This is a genomic window from Rhodococcus sp. IC4_135, assembly GCF_011602025.1.
In the GTDB taxonomy this organism is placed as follows: Bacteria; Actinomycetota; Actinomycetes; order Mycobacteriales; family Mycobacteriaceae; genus Rhodococcus_F; species Rhodococcus_F baikonurensis.
Genome location: NZ_JAAOLG010000001.1, coordinates 470,827 through 495,613, shown reverse-complemented (window position 1 = coordinate 495,613; position 24,787 = coordinate 470,827). Strand labels below are relative to the sequence as shown.

The 24,787-nt window shown below is 63.8% G+C and carries 25 protein-coding genes; 8 read left to right on the top strand and 17 right to left on the bottom strand.

Features of this window, described 5'->3' with window-relative positions; all coding sequences use genetic code 11:
* Positions 1–44 precede the first annotated feature (44 nt).
* The 4 genes from G8767_RS02465 to G8767_RS02450 all read left to right on the top strand — a co-directional run bounded on the left by G8767_RS02465 (position 45) and on the right by G8767_RS02450 (position 3,187).
* The gene (locus G8767_RS02465; protein ID WP_124567690.1) at positions 45–1,166 is read left to right on the top strand and encodes a folate-binding protein YgfZ; all 1,122 of its coding nucleotides are present in this window, start codon (positions 45–47) and stop codon (positions 1,164–1,166) included.
* On the top strand, positions 1,163–1,831 hold the full coding sequence (locus tag G8767_RS02460) for an MOSC domain-containing protein (protein ID WP_095968670.1): 669 nt from the start codon (positions 1,163–1,165) through the stop codon (positions 1,829–1,831). The genes G8767_RS02465 and G8767_RS02460 overlap by 4 nt, the downstream gene beginning before the upstream one ends.
* On the top strand, positions 1,828–2,781 hold the full coding sequence (locus tag G8767_RS02455; RefSeq protein ID WP_095968669.1) for an asparaginase: 954 nt from the start codon (positions 1,828–1,830) through the stop codon (positions 2,779–2,781). Before G8767_RS02460 ends, G8767_RS02455 begins: the two co-directional genes overlap by 4 nt.
* Before the next feature lie 202 nt (positions 2,782–2,983).
* On the top strand, positions 2,984–3,187 hold the full coding sequence (locus G8767_RS02450) for a DUF3073 domain-containing protein (RefSeq protein WP_003940337.1): 204 nt from the start codon (positions 2,984–2,986) through the stop codon (positions 3,185–3,187).
* 175 nt (positions 3,188–3,362) lie between these two features.
* Here the strand turns inward: G8767_RS02450 and purM are convergent, their stop codons facing one another.
* From purM to purL, 9 genes are all read right to left on the bottom strand, one after another.
* A complete protein-coding gene (purM, locus tag G8767_RS02445) occupies positions 3,363–4,442 on the bottom strand; it encodes a phosphoribosylformylglycinamidine cyclo-ligase (RefSeq protein ID WP_003940225.1) in 1,080 nt (359 codons plus the stop codon).
* Positions 4,443–4,649: 207 nt separating this feature from the next.
* The gene (locus G8767_RS02440; RefSeq protein ID WP_003939813.1) at positions 4,650–5,396 is read right to left on the bottom strand and encodes an AIM24 family protein; all 747 of its coding nucleotides are present in this window, start codon (positions 5,394–5,396) and stop codon (positions 4,650–4,652) included.
* Between the two features lie 13 nt (positions 5,397–5,409).
* A complete protein-coding gene (locus G8767_RS02435) occupies positions 5,410–6,087 on the bottom strand; it encodes an AIM24 family protein (RefSeq protein WP_003939918.1) in 678 nt (225 codons plus the stop codon).
* 3 nt (positions 6,088–6,090) lie between these two features.
* Complete coding sequence (locus G8767_RS02430) at positions 6,091–6,699, bottom strand: AIM24 family protein (RefSeq protein WP_003940441.1); 609 nt, start codon at positions 6,697–6,699, stop codon at positions 6,091–6,093.
* Between the two features lie 153 nt (positions 6,700–6,852).
* Complete coding sequence (gene purF / locus G8767_RS02425) at positions 6,853–8,430, bottom strand: amidophosphoribosyltransferase (RefSeq protein WP_166809236.1); 1,578 nt, start codon at positions 8,428–8,430, stop codon at positions 6,853–6,855.
* Positions 8,431–8,554: 124 nt separating this feature from the next.
* The gene (locus G8767_RS02420) at positions 8,555–8,947 is read right to left on the bottom strand and encodes a sterol carrier family protein (protein WP_124567691.1); all 393 of its coding nucleotides are present in this window, start codon (positions 8,945–8,947) and stop codon (positions 8,555–8,557) included.
* Positions 8,947–9,603: a type II CAAX endopeptidase family protein gene (locus tag G8767_RS02415; protein ID WP_095968667.1), complete on the bottom strand. Its 657-nt coding sequence runs from the start codon at positions 9,601–9,603 to the stop codon at positions 8,947–8,949. The genes G8767_RS02420 and G8767_RS02415 overlap by 1 nt, the downstream gene beginning before the upstream one ends.
* Positions 9,600–11,384: an alpha/beta hydrolase gene (locus G8767_RS02410; protein ID WP_124567693.1), complete on the bottom strand. Its 1,785-nt coding sequence runs from the start codon at positions 11,382–11,384 to the stop codon at positions 9,600–9,602. The genes G8767_RS02415 and G8767_RS02410 overlap by 4 nt, the downstream gene beginning before the upstream one ends.
* A 3-nt stretch (positions 11,385–11,387) precedes the next feature.
* On the bottom strand, positions 11,388–13,676 hold the full coding sequence (gene purL, locus G8767_RS02405; RefSeq protein WP_166809235.1) for a phosphoribosylformylglycinamidine synthase subunit PurL: 2,289 nt from the start codon (positions 13,674–13,676) through the stop codon (positions 11,388–11,390).
* Between the two features lie 250 nt (positions 13,677–13,926).
* On the opposite strand from purL, the gene G8767_RS02400 reads away from it, so the two are divergent.
* Entirely contained in the window at positions 13,927–14,904 is a 978-nt protein-coding gene (locus G8767_RS02400) for a Dyp-type peroxidase (RefSeq protein WP_166809234.1), read from the top strand.
* Positions 14,905–14,914: 10 nt separating this feature from the next.
* On the opposite strand, the gene G8767_RS02395 is transcribed toward G8767_RS02400, so the two are convergent.
* Together G8767_RS02395 and G8767_RS02390 are read right to left on the bottom strand one after the other, a co-directional pair.
* Entirely contained in the window at positions 14,915–16,246 is a 1,332-nt protein-coding gene (locus G8767_RS02395) for a M18 family aminopeptidase (protein ID WP_166809478.1), read from the bottom strand.
* Between the two features lie 64 nt (positions 16,247–16,310).
* The gene (locus G8767_RS02390) at positions 16,311–16,664 is read right to left on the bottom strand and encodes a VOC family protein (protein WP_166809233.1); all 354 of its coding nucleotides are present in this window, start codon (positions 16,662–16,664) and stop codon (positions 16,311–16,313) included.
* 67 nt (positions 16,665–16,731) lie between these two features.
* Here G8767_RS02390 and G8767_RS02385 point away from each other — a divergent pair, with 67 nt between their 5' ends.
* A complete protein-coding gene (locus G8767_RS02385; RefSeq protein ID WP_166809232.1) occupies positions 16,732–17,337 on the top strand; it encodes a hypothetical protein in 606 nt (201 codons plus the stop codon).
* 12 nt (positions 17,338–17,349) lie between these two features.
* Here the strand turns inward: G8767_RS02385 and G8767_RS02380 are convergent, their stop codons facing one another.
* From G8767_RS02380 to G8767_RS02370, 3 genes are all read right to left on the bottom strand, one after another.
* Positions 17,350–17,946, bottom strand: coding sequence for a CatB-related O-acetyltransferase (locus G8767_RS02380; RefSeq protein WP_166809477.1), 597 nt, complete (start codon positions 17,944–17,946; stop codon positions 17,350–17,352).
* Between the two features lie 202 nt (positions 17,947–18,148).
* The gene (locus G8767_RS02375) at positions 18,149–19,378 is read right to left on the bottom strand and encodes an acyl-CoA dehydrogenase family protein (protein WP_007733810.1); all 1,230 of its coding nucleotides are present in this window, start codon (positions 19,376–19,378) and stop codon (positions 18,149–18,151) included.
* Positions 19,379–19,469: 91 nt separating this feature from the next.
* Positions 19,470–20,771: an alpha/beta hydrolase-fold protein gene (locus tag G8767_RS02370; protein WP_124567697.1), complete on the bottom strand. Its 1,302-nt coding sequence runs from the start codon at positions 20,769–20,771 to the stop codon at positions 19,470–19,472.
* A gap of 69 nt (positions 20,772–20,840) precedes the next feature.
* Between G8767_RS02370 and G8767_RS02365 the strand changes: the two genes are divergently transcribed.
* Complete coding sequence (locus G8767_RS02365) at positions 20,841–21,452, top strand: phosphoribosylanthranilate isomerase (protein ID WP_166809231.1); 612 nt, start codon at positions 20,841–20,843, stop codon at positions 21,450–21,452.
* Here the strand turns inward: G8767_RS02365 and G8767_RS02360 are convergent.
* Positions 21,440–22,351, bottom strand: coding sequence for a hypothetical protein (locus G8767_RS02360; RefSeq protein WP_166809230.1), 912 nt, complete (start codon positions 22,349–22,351; stop codon positions 21,440–21,442). The two genes, G8767_RS02365 and G8767_RS02360, sit on opposite strands and share 13 nt — an antisense overlap.
* A gap of 259 nt (positions 22,352–22,610) precedes the next feature.
* Here G8767_RS02360 and G8767_RS02355 point away from each other — a divergent pair, with 259 nt between their 5' ends.
* Entirely contained in the window at positions 22,611–23,384 is a 774-nt protein-coding gene (locus tag G8767_RS02355; RefSeq protein ID WP_166809229.1) for an SDR family oxidoreductase, read from the top strand.
* Positions 23,385–23,415: 31 nt separating this feature from the next.
* Here the strand turns inward: G8767_RS02355 and G8767_RS02350 are convergent, their stop codons facing one another.
* Positions 23,416–23,847: a nuclear transport factor 2 family protein gene (locus tag G8767_RS02350; RefSeq protein WP_166809228.1), complete on the bottom strand. Its 432-nt coding sequence runs from the start codon at positions 23,845–23,847 to the stop codon at positions 23,416–23,418.
* Positions 23,844–24,767, bottom strand: coding sequence for an alpha/beta hydrolase (locus G8767_RS02345; protein WP_166809227.1), 924 nt, complete (start codon positions 24,765–24,767; stop codon positions 23,844–23,846). Before G8767_RS02345 ends, G8767_RS02350 begins: the two co-directional genes overlap by 4 nt.
* Between the last annotated feature and the right edge of the window lie 20 nt (positions 24,768–24,787).

Genomic DNA, 24,787 nt, shown 5'->3' with positions numbered 1-24,787 from the left:
CCGCCCTGTAACCGCGATCCCGCCCACACTCCTAGACTGGTCTTGTGGTCGACAACGCTCTTGTGCCCAACAGCCCACTTCTGACTTCCCCCGGCGCGGTCACCGCACCGGACGGTTCGGCCGACATCGGTGTCGCATGGCACTACGGCGATCCCCTCGGTGAACAGCGAACCGCGCAGCGCGCAGCAGTGGTGGTCGACCGCAGTCACAGATTCGTGATCGCCATCCCCGGCGACGAACGCCTCACGTGGCTGCACACGATCTCCAGTCAGCACATCGCCGCGCTCCCCGACGGCAAGAGCGCCGAAAACCTGAGCCTGGACGTCAACGGCCGCGTCGAGCACCACTTCGTGCAGACGGACCTGGCCGGTGTCACCTGGATCGACACCGAGGCCGACCGCGGACCTGACCTTCTCTCGTTCTTGAAGAAGATGGTGTTCTGGTCCAAAGCCGAGCCTCGAGACGGCAACGAGCTTGCGGTCCTGAGCCTGATCGGTCCCGAATCCCCGGCGGTCCTCTCCTCGATCGGCGTGCAGACACCAACCGATGCCTACGACGCCCTCGCGCTGGCCGACGGCGGGTTCGTCCGCCGCATGCCGTGGCCAACCGAGGACTCGTTCGATCTGCTCGTCCCACGTGAGCAATTGTCAGCGTGGTGGACCAAGCTGACCGATGCCGGCGCCAAGCCCGCCGGAAGTTGGGCCTTCGAGGCACTGCGCGTCGAAGCGACGAGGCCTCGCCTCGGACTGGACACCGACGACCGCACGATCCCGCACGAGGTCCACTGGATCGGTGGTCCGGCCGAGCACGGCGCCGTCCACCTCGACAAGGGCTGCTACCGCGGTCAGGAAACAGTCGCCCGGGTTCACAATCTCGGCAAGCCCCCGCGCCACCTCGTCATGCTGCACCTCGACGGAAGCGCCGAAGCGGTCCCGGAACCGGGTGACCCGATCACCGCGGGTGGACGGGCCGTCGGACGCGTCGGGACCGTCGTCAATCATCACGAACTCGGCCCCATCGCACTCGCTCTGATCAAGCGCAACATCCCGGTCGACACCGAACTCATGGCCGGCCCCAGTGCCGCGTCCATCGATCCGGATTCGATCGTCGCGGACGACGCACCCCAGGCCGGACGTGAGGCTGTCAACCGATTGCGCGGCAAGTGACGGGCATCGTCGACGCGGTCTGCGTCGTCCACACCGAACGTGACAGCGGCGTCAGGCGAGTCCCACGTACCGCGATCGACAAGCGTCCCGTCGACGGCCGTGTCGCGGTAGGACGACTCGGACTCGGCGGCGACTACGTCTGCGACACCGAGTTCCACGGCGGCGCATTCCAAGCCGTCTACGCGTATCAGCGCGACGAAGCGCAGCGTTGGTCGGACGAGTTGGGCCGACCGCTCGGCCCCGGATGGTTCGGCGAGAATCTCCACATCAGCGGCATGCTTGTTACTGACGCCGTGATCGGCGAGCGCTGGCACATCACCGGAGCCGAGGCGTCGGACGTTCTCGAACTCGAAGTAACCGCTCCCCGCGTCCCGTGCGGCACGTTCGGCATCTGGGCCGCGGAAAAGGGCTGGGTCAAGAGATTCACCGAACGGACCGACGTGGGCGCTTACCTTCGCGTCAACCGGACCGGCACGATCGCCGCGGGCGACTCGGTGACCCGAGTCCACGTCCCGGAGCACGGGGTGACGGTTCGAGAGGTCTTCGCCGGAACCGACCCCGAGCGACTTCGACGGCTCCTCGCAGAACACACCGATCTTGCACCGAACGTCACCGCGCGCGTCCAGAGGTTCATCGAACAAGCAGAAGCGCAGGTGCACTCGTGAGTATCGAATTGGTGGAAGTGGTCCGCTCCGGATTCCGCGAATGCGTGCATCGCGGATCGGCCGTCATTCTCGGCGCCGACGGCGAGGTCGTGGTCGGACTCGGGGAAATTCACACACCCATCTACCCCCGCTCGGCGAACAAGCCACTGCAAGCCGTCGCAGCGCTCCGTAACGGCTTTGCACCCACCAGTCCGGAAGAGTTGGCCGTCGCGTCGTCCTCACACGCGGGCGAGGCCGATCACATCGAACTGGTCGCCGCGCTTCTCGCTCGCTACCAACTCGGTGTCGACCAGTTGCAGTGCCCCTCAGATCTGCCGGGCAACGAACTGGCCCGAGCCGAACTGATCGCAGCGGGCGAGCTTCCCAGCCCGATCTACATGACCTGCTCGGGCAAGCACTCCGCGATGCTCGCGACGTGCGTCGTGAACGACTGGCCGCTCGAGACGTACATGGAGCCGTCTCATCCCCTCCAGCTCGCGATCCAGGAGACGATCTTCGATCTCAGCGGTGAGGAGGAGCAGGAACTCGGTATCGACGGTTGTGGCCTCCCGATCGTGCCGCTCTCGCTCACGAACCTGGCTCGGGCATTCGGACGCCTGCCCTCGGCTGAGCCGGACTCCCCTGAACGAGCCGTGGCCGACGCGGTCCGCGAGAACCCCTTCCTCGTCTCGGGCACGGGCCGCAACGATCAGCGCCTGATGTCAGCCGTGCCGGGTCTGTTCTCCAAGACCGGATACGACGGCATCTACGCCGGAGCGCTTCCCGACGGTTCCGCTTTCGCCCTCAAGATCGACGACGGCCACGAGCGGGCGCTCCTGCCGTTGGCGGCAGCTCTGCTCAAGCGAATGAACACCGAGTGGACCGAGGAGCTGGCGGCTCTCGCGTCGGCTCCCGTCTTCGGCGGTGACGCCCGAGTGGGGACGATTCGCGCAATTCCGGGAAACTTCTGAGCAGTTCTCACAAAGTTCTGACGAGTTCTTTCAGCATCCTGGCAGCTCGCGGCCATAGTGAGAGCAATCAGACACGGCGGTGAGGCGTTCGTGGAAGCGGAAGCGACTTTTCCACGCTAGAGTGTGTGTCAGGAAACTTACACACTCAAACGGGGCCGCCAAATTCCCCAGGCCGCCCCGCGAAAGCGCGAGGGGGTCAGCCATGGGCCGCGGCCGGGCTAAGGCAAAGCAGACCAAGGTTGCACGCGAATTGAAATACAGCGTACCGACCACGGATTTCGACAGCCTGCAAAGAGAGCTCGCAGGTGGATCGACCAACTCGCATCGGAGCAGTGTCCGATCGGACCAGACTTCCGATAGGGAAGGGCATGCGCGAGAGGACGACTACGACGACTGGCGGCGTTGACCGCGCACTGCCACCGCGCAGACTGTGAAATGAGGAAGAGCTGATCGCTCTTCCTCATTTTTGCGTTCCATTTTCCGCCTCACGCCTGCGCTTCGATCGAAACACAGATGGAAACAAAACTGCCCCACCGGATTTCTCCGATGGGGCAGTTGTGGTCTAGAGGTGACGTTGCGGCTTAGAAGCGCGGGTGGTCTCCGGCCAGGAACGCACGCTCTGCAGCGGCGTCCGACGCCTTCTTGACGCTACCGAGCGTCCAGCAGTCGATGTGGCGTGCAGTCAGAACTGCAAGCGCACGGTCGACGTCTTCGGGAGCTACGACGGCCACCATGCCGACGCCCATGTTGAAGGTCTGCTCCATCTCGGCGCGCTCGACGCGTCCGCGCTGCGCGATCATCGCGAAGACCGGAGCGGGGCTCCAGGTTCCGCGATCGAGTTCGGCGACCAAGCCCTTGGGCATGACGCGAGCGAGGTTGTTGGCGAGGCCGCCACCGGTGACGTGGCAGAAGGTGCGCACGTCGGTCTCGGCAGCGAGCGCCAGGCAGTCCTTGGCGTAGATCTTGGTGGGCTCGAGCAGTTCTTCACCGAGCGTGCGGCCGAACTCGTCGACGTGTGCGCTCAGGTTCATCCGATCGATCTCGAGGAGGACCTTGCGGGCCAGTGAGTAACCGTTGGAGTGCAGTCCCGACGAACCCATGGCGATGACGACGTCGCCGGGGCGAACGCGGTCCGGTCCGAGCAGCTTCTCGGCCTCCACGACGCCGACGCCGGTGGCGGAGAGGTCGTAGTCACCGTCGGCCATGATGCCGGGGTGCTCGGCGGTCTCGCCACCGAGGAGAGCGCAGCCGGCCTGGATGCAGCCCTCGGCGATTCCGCTGACCAATTCCGCGACGCGCTCGGGGATGACCCGGCCGACAGCGATGTAGTCCTGGAGGAACAGCGGCTCAGCGCCACAGACGACGAGGTCGTCGACAACCATGGCGACGAGGTCGAGTCCGACCGTGTCGTGCTTGTCCATCGCCTGAGCGACAGCGAGCTTGGTTCCGACGCCGTCGGTCGATGCGGCGAGCAGCGGCTCCTTGTAGTCACCCTTGAGGGAGAACAAGCCGGCGAAACCACCGAGGCCACCCATGACCTCGGGGCGGCTGGCCTTCTTGGCCAGAGGGGCGAAGAGTTCCACCGCCCGGTCGCCTGCGGCGATATCGACTCCTGCTGCCGCGTAGGAGGCGCCTGCGGTGCGGTGACTGTCCTCGGTCATCGGGTTACTACTCCAGCCTTGTATTTCTCGCGAGCACGTATTGCTCGTGCACAGGTAAGTGGTCTTGCAATGTGAAGTGTTTGCAATCCTCGTGACGCGAGAGGGACCGTTCGACTCGAGACCCAGAGCGCGCACACAAATACCGACGATTACGCCCATACGCTACCGGACCGGCCCCCTCGGTGAGACCTCGCGTACCCCGAGACGTCAGTTCTGCAGCCGCGCGCCGATCGAGGCGTGCAGTGCGCGCAGACTGTTCTGCCCGAGTGCGACGGTCTCGGATTCGATGTGTTTGAGGAGGTGCCCGTCGTGGACGACCTTCTCGCTCGACTGGATCAGTACCGTCCCGGCTCCGGTGAAATCGAACTGGCGTTCTTCACCGGTGTTCGCGCCGAACATGCTTCCGCGAACCGCGCCCAGGAAGCTCTGCATCCAGTCGGCATCGAAGTGATGGGACGGCGACGGGCAGTCGGCCCAACCCACCAACGCCTGCGGGTCGATGCGCAGCGGCGGCTCCGCGAACATGACCGGGCCGTTGGACGACGCCAGGAACTTACCCGTCCCCAGCAGCGTCAAAAAGCCTGGGACGATGGACTGTTTGAGGTCCAGGCTCGTCTCGAAGGCGAGGAGATTGGCCGCGCGAATCGTGAGGTTGCCGTCGTCGAGGTCGTAGGAATTGATGTTGAATCCGCGGTCGCCGAGGATCAACTTGCCCTGCCCCTGAGCGAGCACCCAGTCGTCCGCGTAGAGCGGCGAAGAGAACCTGGCCGCGACGATCGCCGTCATGCTCGTGCGCCCGAGCGGCTCGAAGTTGATGTTTCCGTAGTACGCGATCATTGCGCCCTTGGACGTGAACCACGGTTGTCCGGCCATCTCGACGCAGAAGGCGTAGTCGTTGCCCGGGACGTTGTCGTTGGCGGGCAGAGTCGCCGGATTGTGAATTTCGATACCCATGCTCTTTGCCCTCTCAGAACTTCTGCTCGGACGCCTGGACCCAGACGGTGCCGGCGCCGGTCATCTTCAGCTGGATGGACTCCCCCGAGCCCTTGCCGACGGCCTCGCGCCAGCCGACGTTCGCGGAGATGTCGACGTTTATCTGACCGATGTGGCACACGTATGCCTGCGGGTCGACGACGACCTGAGGGTTGTTGGGACCGACCTGCAACGGAATCGCACCCCCGTGCGAGAGGACCGCGACGCTTCCCTGTCCGTGCAATTGCGTCGTGAACAGTCCTTGACCGGTCATGGCGCCTCGTACTGCTCCGCGCACACCGCCCTGGGACGTGAGTGCGACTATCGAGCTCTGGAGGTACCCGTCGTGTGCGAGGAGCCGGTCGGCTTCGACCGTGAGCATCGACGAACCGTCGAGGTGGATCACCTCGACGTACAAACCGGCGTGGCCGTAGAAGACTTCACCATTTCCTTCGGCCGCCATCATGCGTGCGTGTTCGCCGGACATCATGCGGCCGGCCATCCCGGCGATACCGCCCATGTTCGGCATGGCGCCCGGCCCACCGCCCATGCTGTGCGGGATGAAGCGGACGTCGCCGGTGTAGTAAAGCATCGACCCGGTGCGGGCGAGCACGTTCTGTCCCGGCGCGAGGGTCGACTTGACGACCTTGCTGTTCACCAATTCCAACGGCATGGTTCAGCGCTCCTCGGGCTGGATGTAGACGACTCCGGATCCGTCGAATCGCAGCGAGAACGCTTCACCGCTGCCACCGCCGATCGCGGAGCGCCAGGTGACGTCGGTGACGAAGCTCTGGTTGAGCTGGCCGCGGTGAGCGACGAAGGCGTCGGGATCGGCAACCAGCGGATACTGCGGGCTGACTTCGAGCGCGATGATCGGTCCACCCTTCGACAGCACGGCCACCAGACCGGTGCCGCTGACGACCGTCGTGAACAAGCCCTGTCCGGAACCTGCGCCGCGGAGACCGGCAAACTTCACGTCGGTTCGCAGTTGTCCCACCAGTGCGAGCAATTGCGAGGCTTCGACGTGCAAGGCATCGTTGTTGAGCTCGATGATCGTGATGTCCTGGGCGTCGACCGCGAAGTAGACGGTGCCTTGTCCGCTGACTTCCATCAGGGACAGCGATTCACCTGCCGCCTTCTGTTTCAGCGCGGCACGTAACCCTCCGCCACCGCCCATTCCGGCATTCTTGAAGGTGATCGCACCCTCGTACGCCACCATCGAACCGTTGATCGCTTTGATGGTGTCCCCCACCAGGTCTGCGACCAGTACCCGGTGCCCGTCCATTCTCAGTTGCGCCACGGAGGGCACTATGCCAGATGCTCACGACGTATGCCGTGTCGTCGAACGGAAAGTCGTGGAACAGAAAATCTGCCGCCCACAAGTTGTGGACGGCAGATTCTCGGCTATCGATTTTCGGTGCTTTGCAGCTTTCGGTGTTCAGGGGCGGCTGAGCGCGCTCGCGTTGTCGTTGTCGCGAGTAGCCGACGAACCTGCGGTGCTCTCGAGCATCCCCTCGAGGACGTTCTTGCCGATCGAGGTTTCCTTGGGAAGCGCGATCGGGTAGGTCCCGTCGAAGCAGGCGGCGCACAGGCGGCTGGCCGGCTGCTCGGTGGCGGCGATCATGCCTTCGGTGGAGATGTATCCGAGCGTGTCCGCTCCGATGGAACGACGCACACCGTCGAGCATTTCCTCGAACGTCGCATCCTGTCCGCCTGCGCCGTTGGCAATCAATTCGGCCGGCGAGGCGAAGTCGATGCCGTAGAAGCAGGGCCACTTGACCGGCGGCGAGGCGATACGGACGTGAATTTCGAGGGCGCCGGCTTCGCGGAGCATCCGGATGAGCGCACGCTGGGTGTTGCCGCGGACGATCGAATCGTCCACCACCACAAGGCGCTTGCCGCGGATGACTTCCTTGAGCGGGTTGAGCTTGAGCCTGATGCCGAGCTGACGGATCGTCTGCGACGGCTGGATGAAGGTACGGCCGACGTAGGCGTTCTTCATCAAACCCTGGCCGTAAGGAATGCCTGAGCCCTGTGCGTAACCGACGGCGGCGGGGGTGCCGGACTCGGGAACGGGGATGACCAGGTCACCTTCGGCGGGGTGCTCGCTGGCGAGCAGGCGGCCGATCTCGACTCGGGTCGAGTGAACCGAACGGCCACCGATGACGCTGTCGGGACGCGCGAGGTAGACGTACTCGAAGACACAGCCCTTGGGCGTCGGGTTCGCGAAACGCGAGGAGCGGACGCCGTCGGCGTCGATCGCGAGAAGCTCGCCGGGTTCGATGTCGCGGACGAACGATGCACCGACGATGTCGAGGGCTGCGGTCTCGCTGGCGACCACCCAACCGCGGTCGAGCCGGCCCAGGCAGAGCGGGCGGATGCCGTGTGGGTCACGAGCTGCGTACAGCGTGTGCTCGTCCATGAAGGTGAGGCAGAACGCACCCTCCAACGTGGGCAGCAATTCCATCGCGGCCTGCTCGATGGTGCTGTCGCCGGCAGCGTGTGCCAGGAGACCACCGATGAGGTCGGAGTCGGACGTCGCGGCATTGGGGCGCTTGTCGTTGACCAGGCCGGCTGCACGGGTGCGGCTCGCGAGTTCAGCGGTGTTGACCAGGTTGCCGTTGTGGCCGAGCGCGATTCCGGTACCGGCAGTGGTGGTACGGAAGATGGGCTGCGCGTTCTCCCACGTCGTGGAACCGGTCGTCGAATAACGGCAATGTCCGACGGCGACATGTCCTGGCATCGCTGCGAGGGTCTGCTCGTCGAATACCTGGCTGACCAGGCCGAGATCCTTGAACACCAACACCTGGGAGCCGTCGGCTACCGCAATGCCGGCAGCTTCTTGACCACGGTGCTGAAGTGCGTACAGGCCGTAATAAGTGAGCTTCGCCACATCCTCTCCCGGCGCCCAGACGCCGAATACACCGCATTCTTCGCGGGGCTCGTTCTCGTCCTCGTCGGACGGGTTCGAAGCGAGGAGATTTGGACTGTTGACCGACAGATCGGCACGAGTCACCGGGCGCTCCCTTTGTGGGCAGGGGTTGGGGGGCATCCACAGTCTACGGCCATTTTGGGACCCAGTTCCCCTGAGGGCAGCCTTGGGTCGCAGATCACCCTGAAGCGAACCGGGTGGTCTCTGTTTACTGCGCCAACCGGAGCAGTGGGAGCCAGTGCGCTATTTCTGGGGCGCGGCTACCTGACGCGTCGACTCGTCCGTCACCTGCGGCCTCGGAGAACTCCAGGAGTCCGGTGACCATCTGCAACCAGGTACGAGCGTCCGTCTCGACGACGTTGGGTGGAGTTCCGCGGGTGTGCCGCGGTCCTTCGATGCACTGCACCGCAACAAACGGCGGGACCCGCACCTCGACGCTCGATCCGGGGGCGATCTGCTCGAGAGTGCGCGCACTCATCTTCACTGCGGCGCCGAGTTCACTGCGAGACGGCTTCGGAAGATCCGGATCTCGAAGCCACGGGCCGACTGCCAGGACGGCGGCACGAAATTCGGCGGGGTCGACGGCGCGGCGGGGCGGCATCAGTTCACTCCCTGTCTGCGAGTAGCGATACGAACGGCCAGTGCGCCACCGACATTGGTGGCCAGGTGCAGCAGGGCGGGGGCAAGCACGCTGCCGCCTCTGCGATGCAGCCACTCGAACAGCACTGCGGAGGCCCCGGTGAATGCCACTGCAGCGGGAACGTTGTCGCCGGCACCGCGGGCGGGGGCGACGTGCCACAACCCGAAAGTCAGTGCGTGAACAGCCTGCGCGGTCGGTCTGTTCAGTTCGCGGTTCCAGACTGCGGACATCGCGCTACGGAACAACAGTTCCTCGGAAAGGACCGTGCCGAACGGGATGTGCAGGATGATCCATTCGAGGAAGTCTTCGCGGCCGTCGGCTCGCTCGTCGGCAGCGAGAGTCGCACGCAAGGAGGGAACAACCAAAGCGACGCTGTAGCCGGTGAGGACCGCCCCGGCCGCGGCTCCGCCGAACTGAGCACCACCACGAATTCCGGTGTGCGCCAGACCGAGTTCCTCACGGGTGTAACCACGTGCGAGTAAGACCCCGATGGCGGACAGACCCGCCGCGGTGTTGACCACGGCGCGAGCGCGGGGCGAAAGACCGAATGCCGGAAGCACGACGTTGCTCCAGGTGATCGCGGCGGCGGAAAGCCCGATCGAAGCGACTCCCCTCACTTCTCGGGACCCTCGGATTTCACGGCGACGACCAATGCCGACCGAACCCGCTCGGTTTCTGCGGCCGTCCATCCCTCGGGCTGGGCAACGCTGATCCAGGCGTCCAGAACGGAGGTTCCGTAATTGTGACCGTGACCGTCCGGAACTCCCGCGGCGTTACCGAGGTCGGCGGACACCTGCCAGAACGTCACGACCGGGAACCACTTCATCGACGGTGAGCGGTCGAATCCCGGTACTTCCTTGAGCCACTCGGGCCGGTTGAACATGAGGTCGGGCGACCACCACACCACCGGATCGGAAGGGTGCTGGACAAACAGAACCCGCGGCTGCGGCCACGTCATCCCGTCGGCCGGAATGTCTTCGGAGCGATCCGCGAACCGGACTCCGGCCAGACCGTCCGCGTACACGGGCGCCACTTCGGGAGTGCCTGGATCGCGCCTCTTCTCGATCGAACGCCACAACTGCGTCGCGTTCGGTGGACCTACCCACAGAATTCCGTCGGCGGTATCGCGCGCCGCTTGCAGGGTGTCGAAGGCGCCGGCGCCGGCCATGACGCCGAGGCTCTCGCCGTAGACCATGAACTTCGGTCTGGTGGCTTCCGGTTCCTGGAGCCATCTTTCGTGTACCCGCTCGATCAACAGGCGACCGGCAGCTTGCGCCTTCTCCTGGTCGGCGAGGAACGAGATCCAACTCGGCAGGTACGAGTACTGGCTGGCGACAAGAGCAGTGTCGCCGCCGTGTACAAGCTCGATTGCCTGTGCCGCAGTGGGATTGACCCACCCCGTACCTGTCGTCGGAATGACCACGAGAACCTTGCGCTGGAAGGCGCCGGTCCTCTCCAGTTCTTTGATGACCAGATCCATGCGTTCTTCGGGATCTTCGGCACTTTCGAGCCCGGCATAGACGCGAATCGGATCCATCGCAGGCTTACCGGTTGCCGCCTCGAGTTCCTGGGCATCGAGTCCACGCGAGACGAAGTTGCGCCCCTCGAACCCCAATGTGTCCCAGGGAGCCGCAGATTCGGGGCTACCCGATTTCATCGGATCCTGCGGTTCGACGACGCCGTCGCGAGTGGTCGAGTTCTGCAGACTGAAGATCGAGTTGGTCGCGGCGTAGATTCCACGGACGAGGACGCCGTCGACCAGCATGAAGAACAGAACAGTGACGACCAGGACGCCGACACCATTGGCGACCGACCGCGACCAGTGGAACCGCCGCATCAACTGTCGGGCAATCAGTTTCACCAGATCGTGGAGGACCCGCCAGATCGAGATGAGCAGACCACCCACGAGCAGGCTCAGTCCGAGGGTTCGGATGTAGCCCGAGGTGGTCGTACCTTCGGCGTCGGTCAGCGCCGCGATTTCGCGTTGCCACCCGGCCGCGTAGACCAGCATGATGATCGCCGCGACGATGGATGCGACCGGAACGAAGACCTTGATCGCGGATGGCACCGGCTCAGGCAGGGGCCACCACCGTCGACCGCTGAGCAGGTATCGCTCGACAGCCCAACCGATCGCGGTACCGACGCCGTAACCGATGGCCGAGTTGATGCCGCCGATAAGACCTTGGAACAGCCAATCTCGCGGTAACAGCGAAGGAGTCAACGACCAGCAGAAGAAGAACGCGGCAAACGCGATGCCGGTGAAGTCGAGTTTGAGGAGCCCCCACGCCCACTCGGTGAAGCGGTTGTCGAACTTCTCGAGAGATGCGGGAACAGCCAGCCGCAGGTGATGTTCCTGCGGCTGGCTGTCAGAAGTAGTCAGTTCTCCGGAATCGACCATCTATCACCCGAACAGTGCGGGCAGCGTTCCCTCGAAGGCCTCACGGAGCTTGGCCATCGTGACGGAGAAGTGTCCCTGGACCTCGACGGAGTCGCTGCCCTCGTCGACGACCCCGATACGCGTCCACGGCAAGCCGCGAGCGGTGCACATACCGGTGAAGCGGGTCTCCTCGGTGCGCGGCACTGCCACGAGGACCCGTCCGGACGATTCCGAGAACAGGGTCACGAACGGATCGGCACCCTCGGGAATCAGGATGCGGCAACCGGTTTCGCCGGCCAGCGCAGCTTCGACCACAGCCTGGGCCAGTCCACCCTCGGAGAGGTCGTGAGCTGCGGTGACCAGTCCGTCACGCGAAGAAGCGAGCAGGATGTCCGCAAGCAGCTGCTCACGAGCGAGGTCGACCTTCGGCGGCACGCCACCGAGATGACCGTGCTCGACCTGCGACCAGATGGAACCGTCGAACTCGTCGTGGGTATCGCCGAGCAGGATCAGCGTCTCGCCGGGCTCGAGTCCGAGGCCCGTCGGGATACGGCGGTGAACGTCGTCGATCACACCGAGGACGGCAACCACCGGCGTCGGCAGGATCGGCGTGGTTCCGGTCTGGTTGTAGAAGCTGACGTTGCCGCCGGTGACGGGGATGCCGAGGGTGGCGCAACCGTCGGCGAGGCCGCGAACAGCCTGCTGGAACTGCCACATGACACCCGGGTCCTCGGGCGAACCGAAGTTGAGGCAGTTGGAGACGGCCTTGGGCGTTGCGCCCGTGACTGCCACGTTGCGGAAAGCCTCGGCCAATGCGAGCTGCGCACCGGTGTACGGGTCGAGCGCGGTGTACCGGCCCGAAGCGTCGGTGGACAGTGCGATTCCGCGTCCGGTCTTCTCGTCGATGCGGATGACGCCACCGTCGGCGTTCTCGGCCAGGACGGTGTTGCCGCGGACGTAGCGGTCGTACTGCTCGGTGATCCACTTGCGGCTGCACAGGGCAGGCGAGGCGATCATCTTCAGCAGGGTCGCTTCGAGCTCGGCGTCGGTTTCGGGACGCTTCAGTCCGGCGGTCGTGTTCGCGATCAACGCGTCCTGGCTTGCCGGACGCTCGACGGGACGGTGGTAGACCGGGCCTTCGTGAGCGACGGTGCGCGGGGGAACGTCGACGACGGTCTCGCCGTGCCAGGAGATGGTGAGGTGCTCACCGTCGGTGACCTCGCCGATGTCGGTGGCCAGGACGTCCCACTTCTTGCAGACCTCCATGAACGCATCGACGTTCTCGGGCGTGACCACGGCGCACATGCGCTCCTGTGATTCGCTCGAGAGCACCTCGGCCGGGGTCATGCCGGTGGCGCGCATCGGAACCTTCTCGAGGTTGATGTGCATGCCGCCGTCACCGGCTGCAGCCAACTCGGAGGTGGCGCAGGACAGCCCGGCGCCGCCGAGGTCCTGGATGCCGACAACGAGGCCGGCCTTGTAGAGGTCGAGACAGCACTCGATGAGCACCTTCTCGGTGAAGGGGTCGCCAACCTGAACCGCAGGGAGCTTCTTACGTCCGCCGGTGTCTCCACCCTCGTCGTCGAAGGTTGCCGACGCGAGGACCGAGACGCCGCCGATGCCGTCGAGACCGGTGCGTGCGCCGAACAGGATGATCTTGTTGCCTGCACCCGAAGCGAAGGCCAGATGCAGATCCTCGACGCGCATGACGCCGGCAGCGAGGGCGTTGACCAGCGGGTTACCGGCATAGGACTCGTCGAAGACCGTCTCGCCGCCGATGTTCGGCAGGCCGAGAGAGTTTCCGTATCCACCGACACCACGCACGACACCGTCGACGACGCGACGGGTATCGGGGGCGTCAGCAGCACCGAACCGAAGCTGATCCATGACGGCGATCGGACGAGCACCCATGGCCATGATGTCGCGGACGATGCCACCGACGCCGGTTGCCGCACCCTGGTAGGGCTCGACGTACGACGGGTGGTTGTGGCTCTCGACCTTGAACGTGACTGCCCAGCCGTCGCCGATGTCGACAACGCCGGCGTTCTCACCGATACCGGCCAGCATGTTGGCGCGCATCTCGTCGGTGGTGGTCTTGCCGAAGTATCCGAGGTGGACCTTCGAGGACTTGTACGAGCAGTGCTCGCTCCACATCACCGAGTACATCGCCAGTTCGGCGTCCGTGGGACGGCGGCCCAGGATCTCCTTGATGCGTGCGTATTCGTCGTCCTTGAGACCGAGCTCCTTGAACGGCTGAGCGGCATCGGGATCAGCCGATGCGTGCGTGACGGTATCGACCTGGTGAGCAGACACTGGAGAGTGGTCCCTTCCCTACGGGAGTCAAGAGGCAAGCCGGCGCGGAGCGGGACACCACGAATGTGCCCAACGAAAGAACGTGCCGGGGGACAGTCTATCGGTGTGGGCCGACGACTTCCGCAGACGGCAGCACCCGCGACACGGCCGGGCCTGCGAAGTATCGCCGGTCACACCCGCCCCGGTTTGGGTAATCCGGTCGGTTTTCTTAAGGTCAGGCCGGTTCATTGTTTTCCTCGAAAGGTCTCGCATGCCCCAGGATGTTCGTCAGTCCGACCTCACGGCACAGTCCCAGTCGGTGACCACTCCCCTCACTCCGGCTGCAATTTTCCTGGTCGCGACCGTGAATCCGGGTGGCGAGAACACCACACGAGGACTGCTCGCCGATGTCGCGGGACTGCAACGGGCCGTGGGGCTGCGTGTCCCCGGATCAGGTCTGGACGTCGTGACGAGCATCGGTTCCCTGGCTTGGGATCGACTGTTCGCCGGTCCGCGCCCTGCGCTGCTGCACCCGTTCACCGCTTTGCAGGGTGATGTTCACTCGGCGCCGTCGACTCCCGGCGATCTGCTCTTCCACATCCGCGCGATGAGCATGGACGCGTGTTTCGAGGTGGCTCGGCAGATCACGAAGCGACTGCACGGCGCGGCCACGGTGGTCGACGAGGTTCACGGCTTCCAGTACTTCGAGAACCGCGACCTCATCGGCTTCGTCGACGGCACCGAGAATCCGGTGGGCCGCGACGCCGTCGCCGCGGTGACGGTCGGCGACGAGGATCCCGAGTTCGCCGGCGGCAGCTACGTCCACATCCAGCGCTACATCCACAAGATGCGGGACTGGGAAGCAATCACCGTCGACGAGCAGGAGCGTGTCATCGGACGCAGCAAGCTCGAGGACATCGAGATGACGTCCGACGTGAAGCCGGCCAACTCGCACGTCGCCCTCAACGCGATCAAGGACGAGAACGGCAAGGCTCTCGAGATCCTGCGCGCCAACATGCCGTACGGGCGCCTCGGTGACGACGAGATCGGCACGATTTTCATCGGCTACTGCCGCACGCCGGCGATCACGGAACGGATGCTCGAGAACATGTTTCTCGGCAACCCTCGCGGCAACTACGACCGACTGCTCGACTTCTCGACGGCCGTGACGGGCTCGATGTTCTTCACACCGAGCGCCGACTTCTTCGAGGATCTACCGGCTGCACCCACTGGGCTCCCTGCTCTCTGACTCCCAGCTCTTAACTTCGCGGCGTGAGGAAGGCACCGAGCGCGTCGGCATACATGCGGACGTCTGCCGCGCCCATCAGCTCGCGGGCCGAGTGCATCGCGAGTTGAGGCGCGCCGACGTCGACGGTGGACAGCCCGGTGCGCGATGCCGTGATGGGTCCGATGGTTGAGCCGCACGGCAGATCGGCGCGGTGGACGTAGCGCTGCATCGGCACCCCCGCCTGGTCGCAGGCAAGCGCGAATTCGCCTGCACCGGCAGCATCGGTGGCGTATCGCAGGTTCTGGTTGACCTTGAGTACCGGCCCACCGTTGATCTCGATCCGATGGGCGGGCTCGTGGCGGTCCGGGTAGTTGGGGTGCGTCGCGTGCGCCATGTCGCCAGACGCGCACACCGAGCCTGCCATCGCCTGCAGGAATTCTTCGCGGCCACCACCGCGCCCCAACACGATCCGCTCGAGAACGGTGTTCAGCAAGTCCGAGAAAGCTCCGCGATCGGACATGCTGCCGACCTCTTCGTGATCGAAGAGCGCAAGCACCGGAATCTGCTCTCCCGGCGAATCGGTTGCGGCCAGAAGCGCTTGTGTCCCTGCATAACACGTGCCTTGATTGTCGAGCCGAGGGGCGCTGACCAATTCCTTGTCCACCCCCACCACTGTGCTGGGTGCAAGGTCGTGTGTCATCAATTCCCAGCCGAGAACCGACGACGCGGCCACGTCCGCACGCTCGGCGACAAAACCGATGAACGACTTGGGTTTCGAACCCACTCCCCAGATTCCGTTGACATGCCGCTGCGGATCCAGCGTCACGCCCTTGCGATCTTCGGACAGGTGGATAGCCAGCTGCGGAACACGAAGAATCGGGTCGTCGATGCGAACCAGCTTCTGCTCCACAGTGTTTCCCACCCGAACACTCACTCGGCCGGAGATACCGAGATCGCGGTCGAGCCAGGAGTTCAGCCACGCACCGCCGTACGGTTCGAGACCCACCATCTGCCACCCCGCCGAAGTGAGGTCTGGGTGCTGTTTGACCCGCAGATTCGGGCTGTCGGTGTGGCCTCCGACGATCCGGAACGGAGCGGTGTTTCCCACTGTTTTTCCCAGGCCCTCGGTGCTCCAGGCGATCAGCGAACCACCGCGCACGAGAAAGTACCGTCCGGGCTCGGCGGGCCACGACTGCGTTTCGTGGACTTCGACGAACCCGCCGGCCGTCAGCTCGGTCGCCACCGTCGCGCACACATGGAACGGCGACGGTGACGAATCGACGAAGCTGCACAGGCCGTCTGCGTCGGCCCCGGTCAGAGAAGCCGCCCCGGTCCGAGAAGTCTGAGAAGTCATGCCCCTCATCATGCCCGAATCACTGTCTCCGAAATCAGTGGGCGCGAATCAGGTGGGCACAGGACCGGTCGGCTCAGGCATGCGGACCGGACACGCAGAACTGATTCCCGTCAGGATCGAGGAGCGTCACCCAGCGGAAACCGTCCATGTTCTCGCGGTGGTGCTCAGTTGCCCCGGCCTCGACGAGGCGCTCCACCTCGGCGTCGAGATCCGGACTCCCCAGATCGAGATGGATGCGGTTCTTCCCGGCGGTGGGGTCCGGGACCTTCTGGAAAGCGAAGTTGGTGGCGCTGTCAGGGACCGAGACGATGTAGAACCAACCGTCGTTTTCCTCGACGATGTATCCGCCCAATTGCGCTGCCCACCACGTTGCGAGGGGACCGGGATCGAAACTGTCGAAGGTGATCATGCCGAGTGTGAGAGTCATGCGCACACGCTAATGGAAGCCACCGACAAAGACTCTCGATCTCGGGCTGAGATGAGACGATCTTCGAATGCGATTCACGACGCTTCGCGACCGCGTTGCAGAACCACTCTTCGCAGTCTTCATCGCGACCGGATTGCTCCTGAGCGTCCTCGGAGTGCTCGCCTGGAGATTCGCCACGCCGTCCACGCGAACAGAACATGTCGGAATCCAACCCCCTCCACCGCCGCCGATGGAGGACGGCAAGACCGGATACATGTGGGTGATCGAGGGATACAGCTACTCCGACGCACCACATTGGTTCCCCGCAACTACGTGGTTCCTGATAGTCGGAACCGCTGTCGCCTTTGCCGTCTCGGCGACACTGAATGCGACGGGATGGCGGCTGGCCCGTGACGCAAGCGGTAGAGAATTTACTCTTCCGCTTGCACTTTCAGCTTTCGGCACAGCCTACGGACTCACGGTCGCCGTCGTCGGACGAATCTGGCCGCCCACCTTCTATTCGGTGGTCCTTCCCGAACCTCGTGACCCGCAAAACCCCTACCCCGAATCGGCGATCATCCACTTCGACCTCGAACCGAACCTGATCACGTTCACTGCCACGGGTCTTGCTGTCGGTCTTGTCGCCGCCACTCTGCTTCACGTCCGGAACTACTCGCTCACACGAACGAACTAGCGGGCGAGGAGATCACTCGACCGCTTCGAGTTCCGCGACACTCCCGTCCGAGATCACCCGGACGTGGCGGGTGATCTTCTCGATCGGCCAGTCCCACCATGCAATTCGCACCAGCTTCTCGATGTCTTCAGCACTGAAGCGGCGCTTGATCTCCGTGGCCGGGTTGCCGCCGACGATGGCGTAGTCCAAGACGTCGCGCGTGACGACTGCGCCAGTGGACACTATCGCCCCATGCCCGATCCGGACGCCGGGCATGACTGTCACGTTCCCGCCGAACCACACGTCGTTCCCGACGACGGTGTCACCTCGAGACGGCAGATCCTGCACCAGGTCCATGTGTCTGGTCCAATCACCGCCCATGATCGGGAACGGGTAGGTGGAGACACCGTTCATACGATGGTTCGCGCCGTTCATGATGAAGGTGACACCAGTGGCGAGGGCGCAGAACTTGCCGATCACCAGTTTGTCGGGACCGTAGTGATGCAACACGTTTCGAGTCTCGAACTCTTCGGCGAACTCCGGATCGTCGTAGTAGGTGTACTCCCCTACCTCGATCAACGGGTTGTCGATCAACGGCTTCAGCAACACCACTCGTGGTTGCCCGGCCATCGGATGAACATTTGTGGGGTCCGGCGCAGTCTGATCCTGCGCAGTGGGATCCGACGCGGTGGGATCCGACGCGGTGGGATCCGACGCGGTGGGATCTGACGCATTCATTACCGACTCCGATCCGTCGGCGCGGTGTCGCCGACCGCAGCAAGACTATCTGGTTCCTGCTGCGGTCGGACGCCACGCGGCGACGTCCCGGGTTTCAGCCCAGAAGCCCCTTGGCGATATGGGTGACCTGAATTTCGTTGCTGCCCGCATAGATCATGAGCGACTTGGCATCACGCGCCAACTGCTCCACTCGGTACTCGGCCATGTAACCATTTCCTCCGAACAGTTGCACGGCTTCCATCGCGACCTCGGTCGCTGCGCGCGAGGAGTACAGCTTCATCGCCGATGCCTCCGCCAGGCTCACCTTGTCTCCGGCCGCGGTACGTTCGATCGCGTTGAAGACCATGTTCTGCACGTTGATTCGAGCGACCTCCATCTCGGCCAGCTTGAGCTGGATGAGCTGGAACTGCCCGATCTCACGTCCCCACAGTTTGCGGGACTTCGCGTATTCGATACTCAGGCGGTGGCATTCGTTGATGATGCCGAGAGACAGGGACGCGATGCCGATGCGCTCGGCGGCAAAACTCTCCTTGGCGCTGGACTTTCCGTCCGACTTTCCGCTGTCCTCGGTCTCGCCGAGCAGACGATCCTTGGTGATGCGGACGTTGTCGAAGAACAATTCACCGGTGGGTGAGGAGTTCATTCCCATCTTCTTGAACGGCGGGCTCTGCGTGAGCCCCTCCATGCCCTTGTCGAGAATGAAGGCGAGCACCTTGCGGTCACGACGATCAACCGACGCGTCGCCCTCGTCGAGCTTTGCGTAGACGATCATCACGTCGGCATACGGACCGTTGGTGATGAAGGTCTTGTTGCCGTTGAGAATGTAGTCGTCGCCGTCGCGGCGTACGTAGGACTTCATGCCGCCGAAGGCATCCGAGCCGGAGTCCGGTTCGGTGATCGCCCAGGCGCCGACGGTTTCGAATGTCACCAGGCCGGGGAGCCAGCGTTCCTTCTGCGCGAGTGTGCCGCGACTGCGGATCGTTCCAGCGGCCAATCCGAGGCTCACGCCCAACGACGCGACGAGGCCGAGACTGACTCCGGCCAACTCGCTGTTGAGCACGACGCCCATGCTGCCTGCGCCGCTGAAGGCGCTCGACTTCTCACCGTCACCGGAGGGCGCATCGCCGCGCTCGCGTGCCAACGACTTCTCGAGGCCCTCGCGTGCCATGTCGGCCAGACCGAAGGTCGAGTACAGCTTGCGAATGATGTCGAACGGCGGCAGCGCACCACTTTCGAGCTCGTCGACGTGAGGTCGCACCTCTTTGTCGATAAAGCCGCGCAAGGCGTCGCGGAACATCAGGTCGGTGTCGGACCATTCGTACATGTGCCTGAACTCCAGTCGGTGAACGATCGAGAGACTGCCGAACGGCAGCCACACACCGAATATAGAACACGTTCCAAAACCGGAACAGGATTCAGCTGATCAGTCCCATCCGCTGTGAGATCCACGCCAACTCCTGCTCGACGCCGGCCGACCACACCGAAAAGCTGTGACCACCGGGAAGCTCGAGATACCTGGCGTCCATTCCGGCCGCTTTGGCCGCTTCGTACACCTTTTGCTGACCGGGCTTGAACTCGTTGTCATCTGTTCCGACGACGAACACTCCGCCCGAGTTCGGGAACTTCCGGGTCGCCAGCAGGTCCATCGGATTCACCTTCACGAATGCCGCTTCGTCACCCCCGAATATCTCGTCGACGGTTCGCTGTCGGTCACCGAGTGAGGGCTCCACCTGACCGGAAAGATCGAGGAAGGTCGGATACACGTCGGGGTAGTTGGTGGCCATCTGCAGTGAGCAGGTACCGCCGTAAGAGAGCCCGCCGATGGCCCACGCCCTCGGGTTCGTGTCGATCTGGAACGCATTCGCCACCGCAGCGGGCAAGTCCTTTGCCAGATACGTGCCGACCTTGCCCTGCGACGAGTCGGTGCACAGCGGATTGGCCATCTGCGATCCTGTTCCGTCGGCGATGACTACGACCGGAGCCAAACCCTCGTGATCCCGGGCGAAAGCATCCATTGTCGCGGTGAGCTTTCCGCCCTGAAGCCAGTCCTCGGGCTTGCCCGGCTGACCTGCCATGAGCACGAGCACGGGAAGTAGCGGACGCGGATTGGTGAAGTACGACGGCGGCAGATACACCTGGGCATCGCGTGCGGAGAATCCCGAAATCGTTCCGGGGACAGGCAAAGTCGTGACTCGTCCGCGAATCGGCATGCCTTCCGGCGCTTTCCACACAGTGTCCGTAGGATCGCCGGTGACGACAGGATCCGTCGGACCCGGAACTTCGCTGAGTGAAATGCGGTCGAAATCGTCGTGTCCGAACGCAATTCCCACAGTCGGGTAGGCCGCGAAGACCAGATTGATCTGCGTCGCGGCGGTAACGATGACCAGAACGGTCGCAACGACGGACAACACCGCCTTCGCGATCGTTCCGCCCGCCTTGATTCGCGGCCCGAGAAGTAGCAGCGCGTAGATACCGAGACCGATCCACACGTAGATCGACATCTCGATGGGGTCAGGAAACGGCACGATCACCTTTTCGACGGTGATCCACACGGCGATCATGATCACCAGTGCGATCAGCCCCGCGATCGGCACCGCTCTGCGGTAGTACCAGCGCACACTCGAACCGAGCAGCCACACACCACCCAGGACCCCAAGGACAGTCAGGATCACCGGCAGCGGTCCCGAGATCAAACTGATTCGGTAGAGCCAGTCCACGTCAAGCCTCTCGCGCGTAGAAATGTCGCACGCACGAGGCTAGACGACGACGCTAGTACTCTGTATCAGGTGACATTCATCAAGGTCTGTGGCCTGCGCGACGTTGACACGGTCGACCTCACGGTGGGCCTGGGCGTCGATGCCGTCGGTTTCGTCTTCGCCGAGAGCGTCCGCAAAGTCGACCCCGCGCTCGCCGTCGAACTGATGGCCCGAATTCCCGATCACATCCGGGCAATCGGAGTCTTTCTCGGCAACCCGATCGATCAGATTCTCGAGATCGCCCAGATCACCGGGCTACGTACCGTACAGGTTCACGATCTTGTCGACGCTGAGCAAGTGCAGCGACTGCACGACGCCGGACTCACCGTCATCCGCGCTGTCGTCTCCAGCAAGGTCCGCGACGGCTACAACCTCGACCTCGGTGAGGATGAACTCTTGATCGACGGCGCCGACGCCGGATCCGGGGTGCCGTGGAACTGGGCCCAACAGCAATCGCGTCCCCACGGCCAGTGGATCCTGGCAGGCGGCCTGTCCCCGGACAACGTGCGCGACGCACTGGACGCCACCGGCGCCTGGGGCGTCGACGTCTCCAGCGGCGTCGAATCGTCTCGCGGCATCAAGGACCACGCTTTGATCGAGAAGTTCGTCAGCGCTGTCAGGCAGGCCGATCACTCGAAGTAGGACGCGTAGTCAGCGAACGCGATCTGGCCGGTGGGGCTCGCCTTCACCGCGTCGGCAACGGCCGACGGAATGGGAGCCCAGTGTGCAGGCATCGCCGCTGCCAGTGACGGCTTCAAGATGTAGAGCAATGCGAAGTTCACTATCCAGAGCGGCGGCGCCATCGACATGCCGACCTCCGAACTCACATCGCCTTTGGTGTTGGTCACCAGCTGCGCCTGTCCCGAGATCTGTTGCGCTGCAAATCCGTAGACCGCTTGCACCGTGTATGCCGACTGATAGAGCGCAATCAGAGTGTGCGTCGCACCGTTGTTGCGTAACCAGGTGCCCACGAAACCACCAGGGGCGATCAGCGTATTCACCTGTCGCGTCGGCGCATCCGCGTTGGCCGGACTCTCCAGCAATCCGTCGGGATTCACATACAACCCGTAACTGGCCAGAACCGACGACGTAGTGCCCGAATAGAGGGGCCGCCCGTTCGTATTGGTGAGAATCCGAGCGCATTCGTCGATCACCTCGGCATCCTCGCGATTGCCGCCGATCCCACCGCCGGTGATGAAATCGCGATACTGCTCCTCGGTCAAAGCGTCGGAACTGTCGAGTCCGATCTGCGCGGCAATCTCGTCCGCCACCTGCTGCCCCAGCGGCTGGTTGAGCTGATCCGGACTGGTCATCTGTGTGGGAGCGACGCTCTCGTAGCCCGGCGCCCCGGCGAAGGGGATCACGAACCCGGTATCGACCGTCTCTGCGACCGGTTGAGCGCCGGCCATCCGAGTGGTGCCAAACGAAAGTACGCACACCCCAACCAAAGCCAGCACCGTGAGGGTCCCCCGAGGCAACTGTGCCCCGCGTCGACAGCCGTGACCTGAGAAATCCCTGCCTGCAATCCCCTTGCCGCGCATAGGTCAACCTCCCGGGACACAGTCGGGTGAATCAACTCGAGCTTGTCTCTCAGTCAAACGCTGTGACCAGCGCCGTGTCAAGACACGTGCCAGGTCGAGGGGCCGACGGCACACGCTCGCCCGATACAGTGGTCCTTCCAACGGTCCTTCCAACGGTCCTTCCAACTGAAGTGACCCCACCCGCGGTTGACCGCTCGAGCTGTGCGCGTCAGGTGCAGGAAGTCCCGCGACAGCTACAGAAAGTCTCTGGAGGCGAGCAGTGTCTGACAAGCGCGGGACCGTGTTGATCACCGGCGTCGGCCGGAGCAAGTCGATCGGAGCGAGCCTCGCAGTGGGTCTCGCCGAAGATGGTTGGGATCTGACGATCGGCTACTGGGCACCTTATGACGAACGCGTCGGGTTCGTTCGCGGAGCGCACGATCCACAGGACATTGCCGAGAAGTGTCGCGCACTCGGGAGCCGTGTCGACCTGGTTCCCGGAGATCTGGCCTCGCCGGACGTGGCCGGTCAGCTCGTTGACGCTGCCGCATCGCGAAATGACCTTCGTGGACTGGTGCTCTCGCATTGCGAAAGCGTCGACAGCTCGATCCTCGATACGACCATCGAGAGCTGGGAACGGCATTTCGCCGTCAATGCCCGCGCCTCCTGGCTTCTGATCAAAGCGTTCGCCGAACACCTTCCGGAGCAGCGCGACGTCGGTCAGGTGACCGGGCGGATCATCGCACTCACCAGCGACCATGCGGCCCATAATCTTCCGTACGGCGCCAGCAAGGGCGCTCTCGACCGCATCGTCATCGCCGCCGCAGTCGAACTGGGATCACGCGGCGTAAGGGCAAACGTCATCAACCCAGGACCGATCGACACAGGATGGATGACACCGGAGATCAAGCAGGCCACAACCCTCCACACCCCTGCCGGCCGGCTGGGTACACCCGGCGACACTGCAGACCTCGTCCGATTTCTGATGTCCGACGCCGGAGGCTGGATAACAGGACAACTTCTTCACTCCAACGGCGGATTCAGCACGAGTTGAGCAGGCAGACCCGGCCCGCGCCGGAATCAGGTCAGGCCTTGTAGTTCGGTAGTGTCTGTCCGAGCCTGCGGCCCATCTCGGCAGCCAATGCGGCGAGCCCGCTGGCCGGACGCACCATGACCTCGAAATCGACGATCTTGCCGTCCTCGTCGAATTCGACCATGTCGATCCCCTTGAGGCTCTTGTCTCCGATGTTCGCGCTGAATTCGAGCACGACCTGCCGCCCGTTGGCTCCGGCGAACTTTCGGTGGTACTCGAAGTTCTCGAACACCTGGATCACCGTATTGAGAATGAGCACAACGGCGTCCGCGGACTGGTACGGCTTGAATCCCGTGGGCGATCGGAACTGCGCGTCGGGCGCGACGATAGTAGGCAGCGCCGACAGATCACCGGTGTCGATCATGTTGTGCCACAACTTCAGTGCAGCTTCGACTTTCGGTTCGAGCGTCAATTCCGTGCTCATGCTTCTACCCTTTCCTCAATGTTACCTACCGCTTGATTTACCGGCACTCGCCTTGCAACGGACCACGCACTCAACACAGTTCGCACCCCGGTCACGAGTTGCAACGGCTGATCGATCATGACGTGATGGCCGGCTTCCGGTATCTCCGCCACGATGGCCTCCGGTCCGAACAATCCGCGCATGTGCTCCATGAGTCGATCGGACACGATACCGTTCTCGGCTCGGAAATAGGCTACGCGGCAACGTGGTTCGCTGTCGAGTACATCTTCGGCACCCACTCGGAGAAAGAAGTTCGGATCGAACTTCCACGACCAACCGCCCTCGACTTCCTCCATCGACGTAGCTGCCACATGGTCACGCACCGCCGGCAGTCCCGAATCCTGCGGCGGAACGAAGCGGAATCGACCCATCGCGTCTTCCCTGGTGGGATAAACCTTCTTGGGGCCGAATGCATTCTGGCGTCGAGCCGCCTCCTCTTCGGGCGTACGCGCCTTGAGCGGAGAATCGATGATGACAACCCCGTCCAACAGTTCGCCGTGCAGATGCGAGGCCACGAAAGAAACAATCCCACCCATACTGTGCCCCACCAGAATCGGCTTGCCGTCGATTCCCCCGGCCTCGGCCGCCGCCAGCACCTCGCGAGCCCACTGGGACATCGCATAGGCGTCGCGAGTGTCACTGTCGCCGTGTCCAGTCAAGTCGAGAGCGACAACGCGGCGCCCCTCGGCGAACTGCGGTGCGATGTGATCCCACCAGCGACTGTGGGCTGCGCCGCCGTGAATCAACACGATCCCCGGCCCCGCCGACCCCCACGCCCGAAAGTGCACTGAAGCGCCCTCGACCTCCACCGACCCCGACTCGACCGGCGCTTCCAGCGCCCGAGTGAACCAACCAGGCGCGTCTTCGACCACATTGCTCATCGATCGAACATACATAGTCG

Bases quoted from the DNA above. Each gene is read 5' to 3' on its own strand.
- G8767_RS02440 (WP_003939813.1), bottom strand. From the start codon at position 5,396: ATGGGTATCGAAATTCACAATCCGGCGACTCTGCCCGCCAACGACAAC.
- G8767_RS02395 (WP_166809478.1), bottom strand. From the start codon at position 16,246: ATGAGGGGCATGACTTCTCAGACTTCTCGGACCGGGGCGGCTTCTCTG.
- G8767_RS02410 (WP_124567693.1), bottom strand. From the start codon at position 11,384: ATGGTCGATTCCGGAGAACTGACTACTTCTGACAGCCAGCCGCAGGAA.
- G8767_RS02350 (WP_166809228.1), bottom strand. From the start codon at position 23,847: ATGAGCACGGAATTGACGCTCGAACCGAAAGTCGAAGCTGCACTGAAG.
- G8767_RS02345 (WP_166809227.1), bottom strand. From the start codon at position 24,767: ATGAGCAATGTGGTCGAAGACGCGCCTGGTTGGTTCACTCGGGCGCTG.
- purM (WP_003940225.1), bottom strand. From the start codon at position 4,442: ATGACCGAGGACAGTCACCGCACCGCAGGCGCCTCCTACGCGGCAGCA.
- G8767_RS02420 (WP_124567691.1), bottom strand. From the start codon at position 8,947: ATGCCGCCCCGCCGCGCCGTCGACCCCGCCGAATTTCGTGCCGCCGTC.
- G8767_RS02400 (WP_166809234.1), top strand. From the start codon at position 13,927: ATGCCCCAGGATGTTCGTCAGTCCGACCTCACGGCACAGTCCCAGTCG.
- G8767_RS02390 (WP_166809233.1), bottom strand. From the start codon at position 16,664: ATGACTCTCACACTCGGCATGATCACCTTCGACAGTTTCGATCCCGGT.
- G8767_RS02385 (WP_166809232.1), top strand. From the start codon at position 16,732: ATGCGATTCACGACGCTTCGCGACCGCGTTGCAGAACCACTCTTCGCA.
- G8767_RS02375 (WP_007733810.1), bottom strand. From the start codon at position 19,378: ATGTACGAATGGTCCGACACCGACCTGATGTTCCGCGACGCCTTGCGC.
- G8767_RS02430 (WP_003940441.1), bottom strand. From the start codon at position 6,699: ATGGACGGGCACCGGGTACTGGTCGCAGACCTGGTGGGGGACACCATC.
- G8767_RS02450 (WP_003940337.1), top strand. From the start codon at position 2,984: ATGGGCCGCGGCCGGGCTAAGGCAAAGCAGACCAAGGTTGCACGCGAA.
- G8767_RS02360 (WP_166809230.1), bottom strand. From the start codon at position 22,351: ATGCGCGGCAAGGGGATTGCAGGCAGGGATTTCTCAGGTCACGGCTGT.
- G8767_RS02435 (WP_003939918.1), bottom strand. From the start codon at position 6,087: ATGCCGTTGGAATTGGTGAACAGCAAGGTCGTCAAGTCGACCCTCGCG.
- G8767_RS02380 (WP_166809477.1), bottom strand. From the start codon at position 17,946: ATGGCCGGGCAACCACGAGTGGTGTTGCTGAAGCCGTTGATCGACAAC.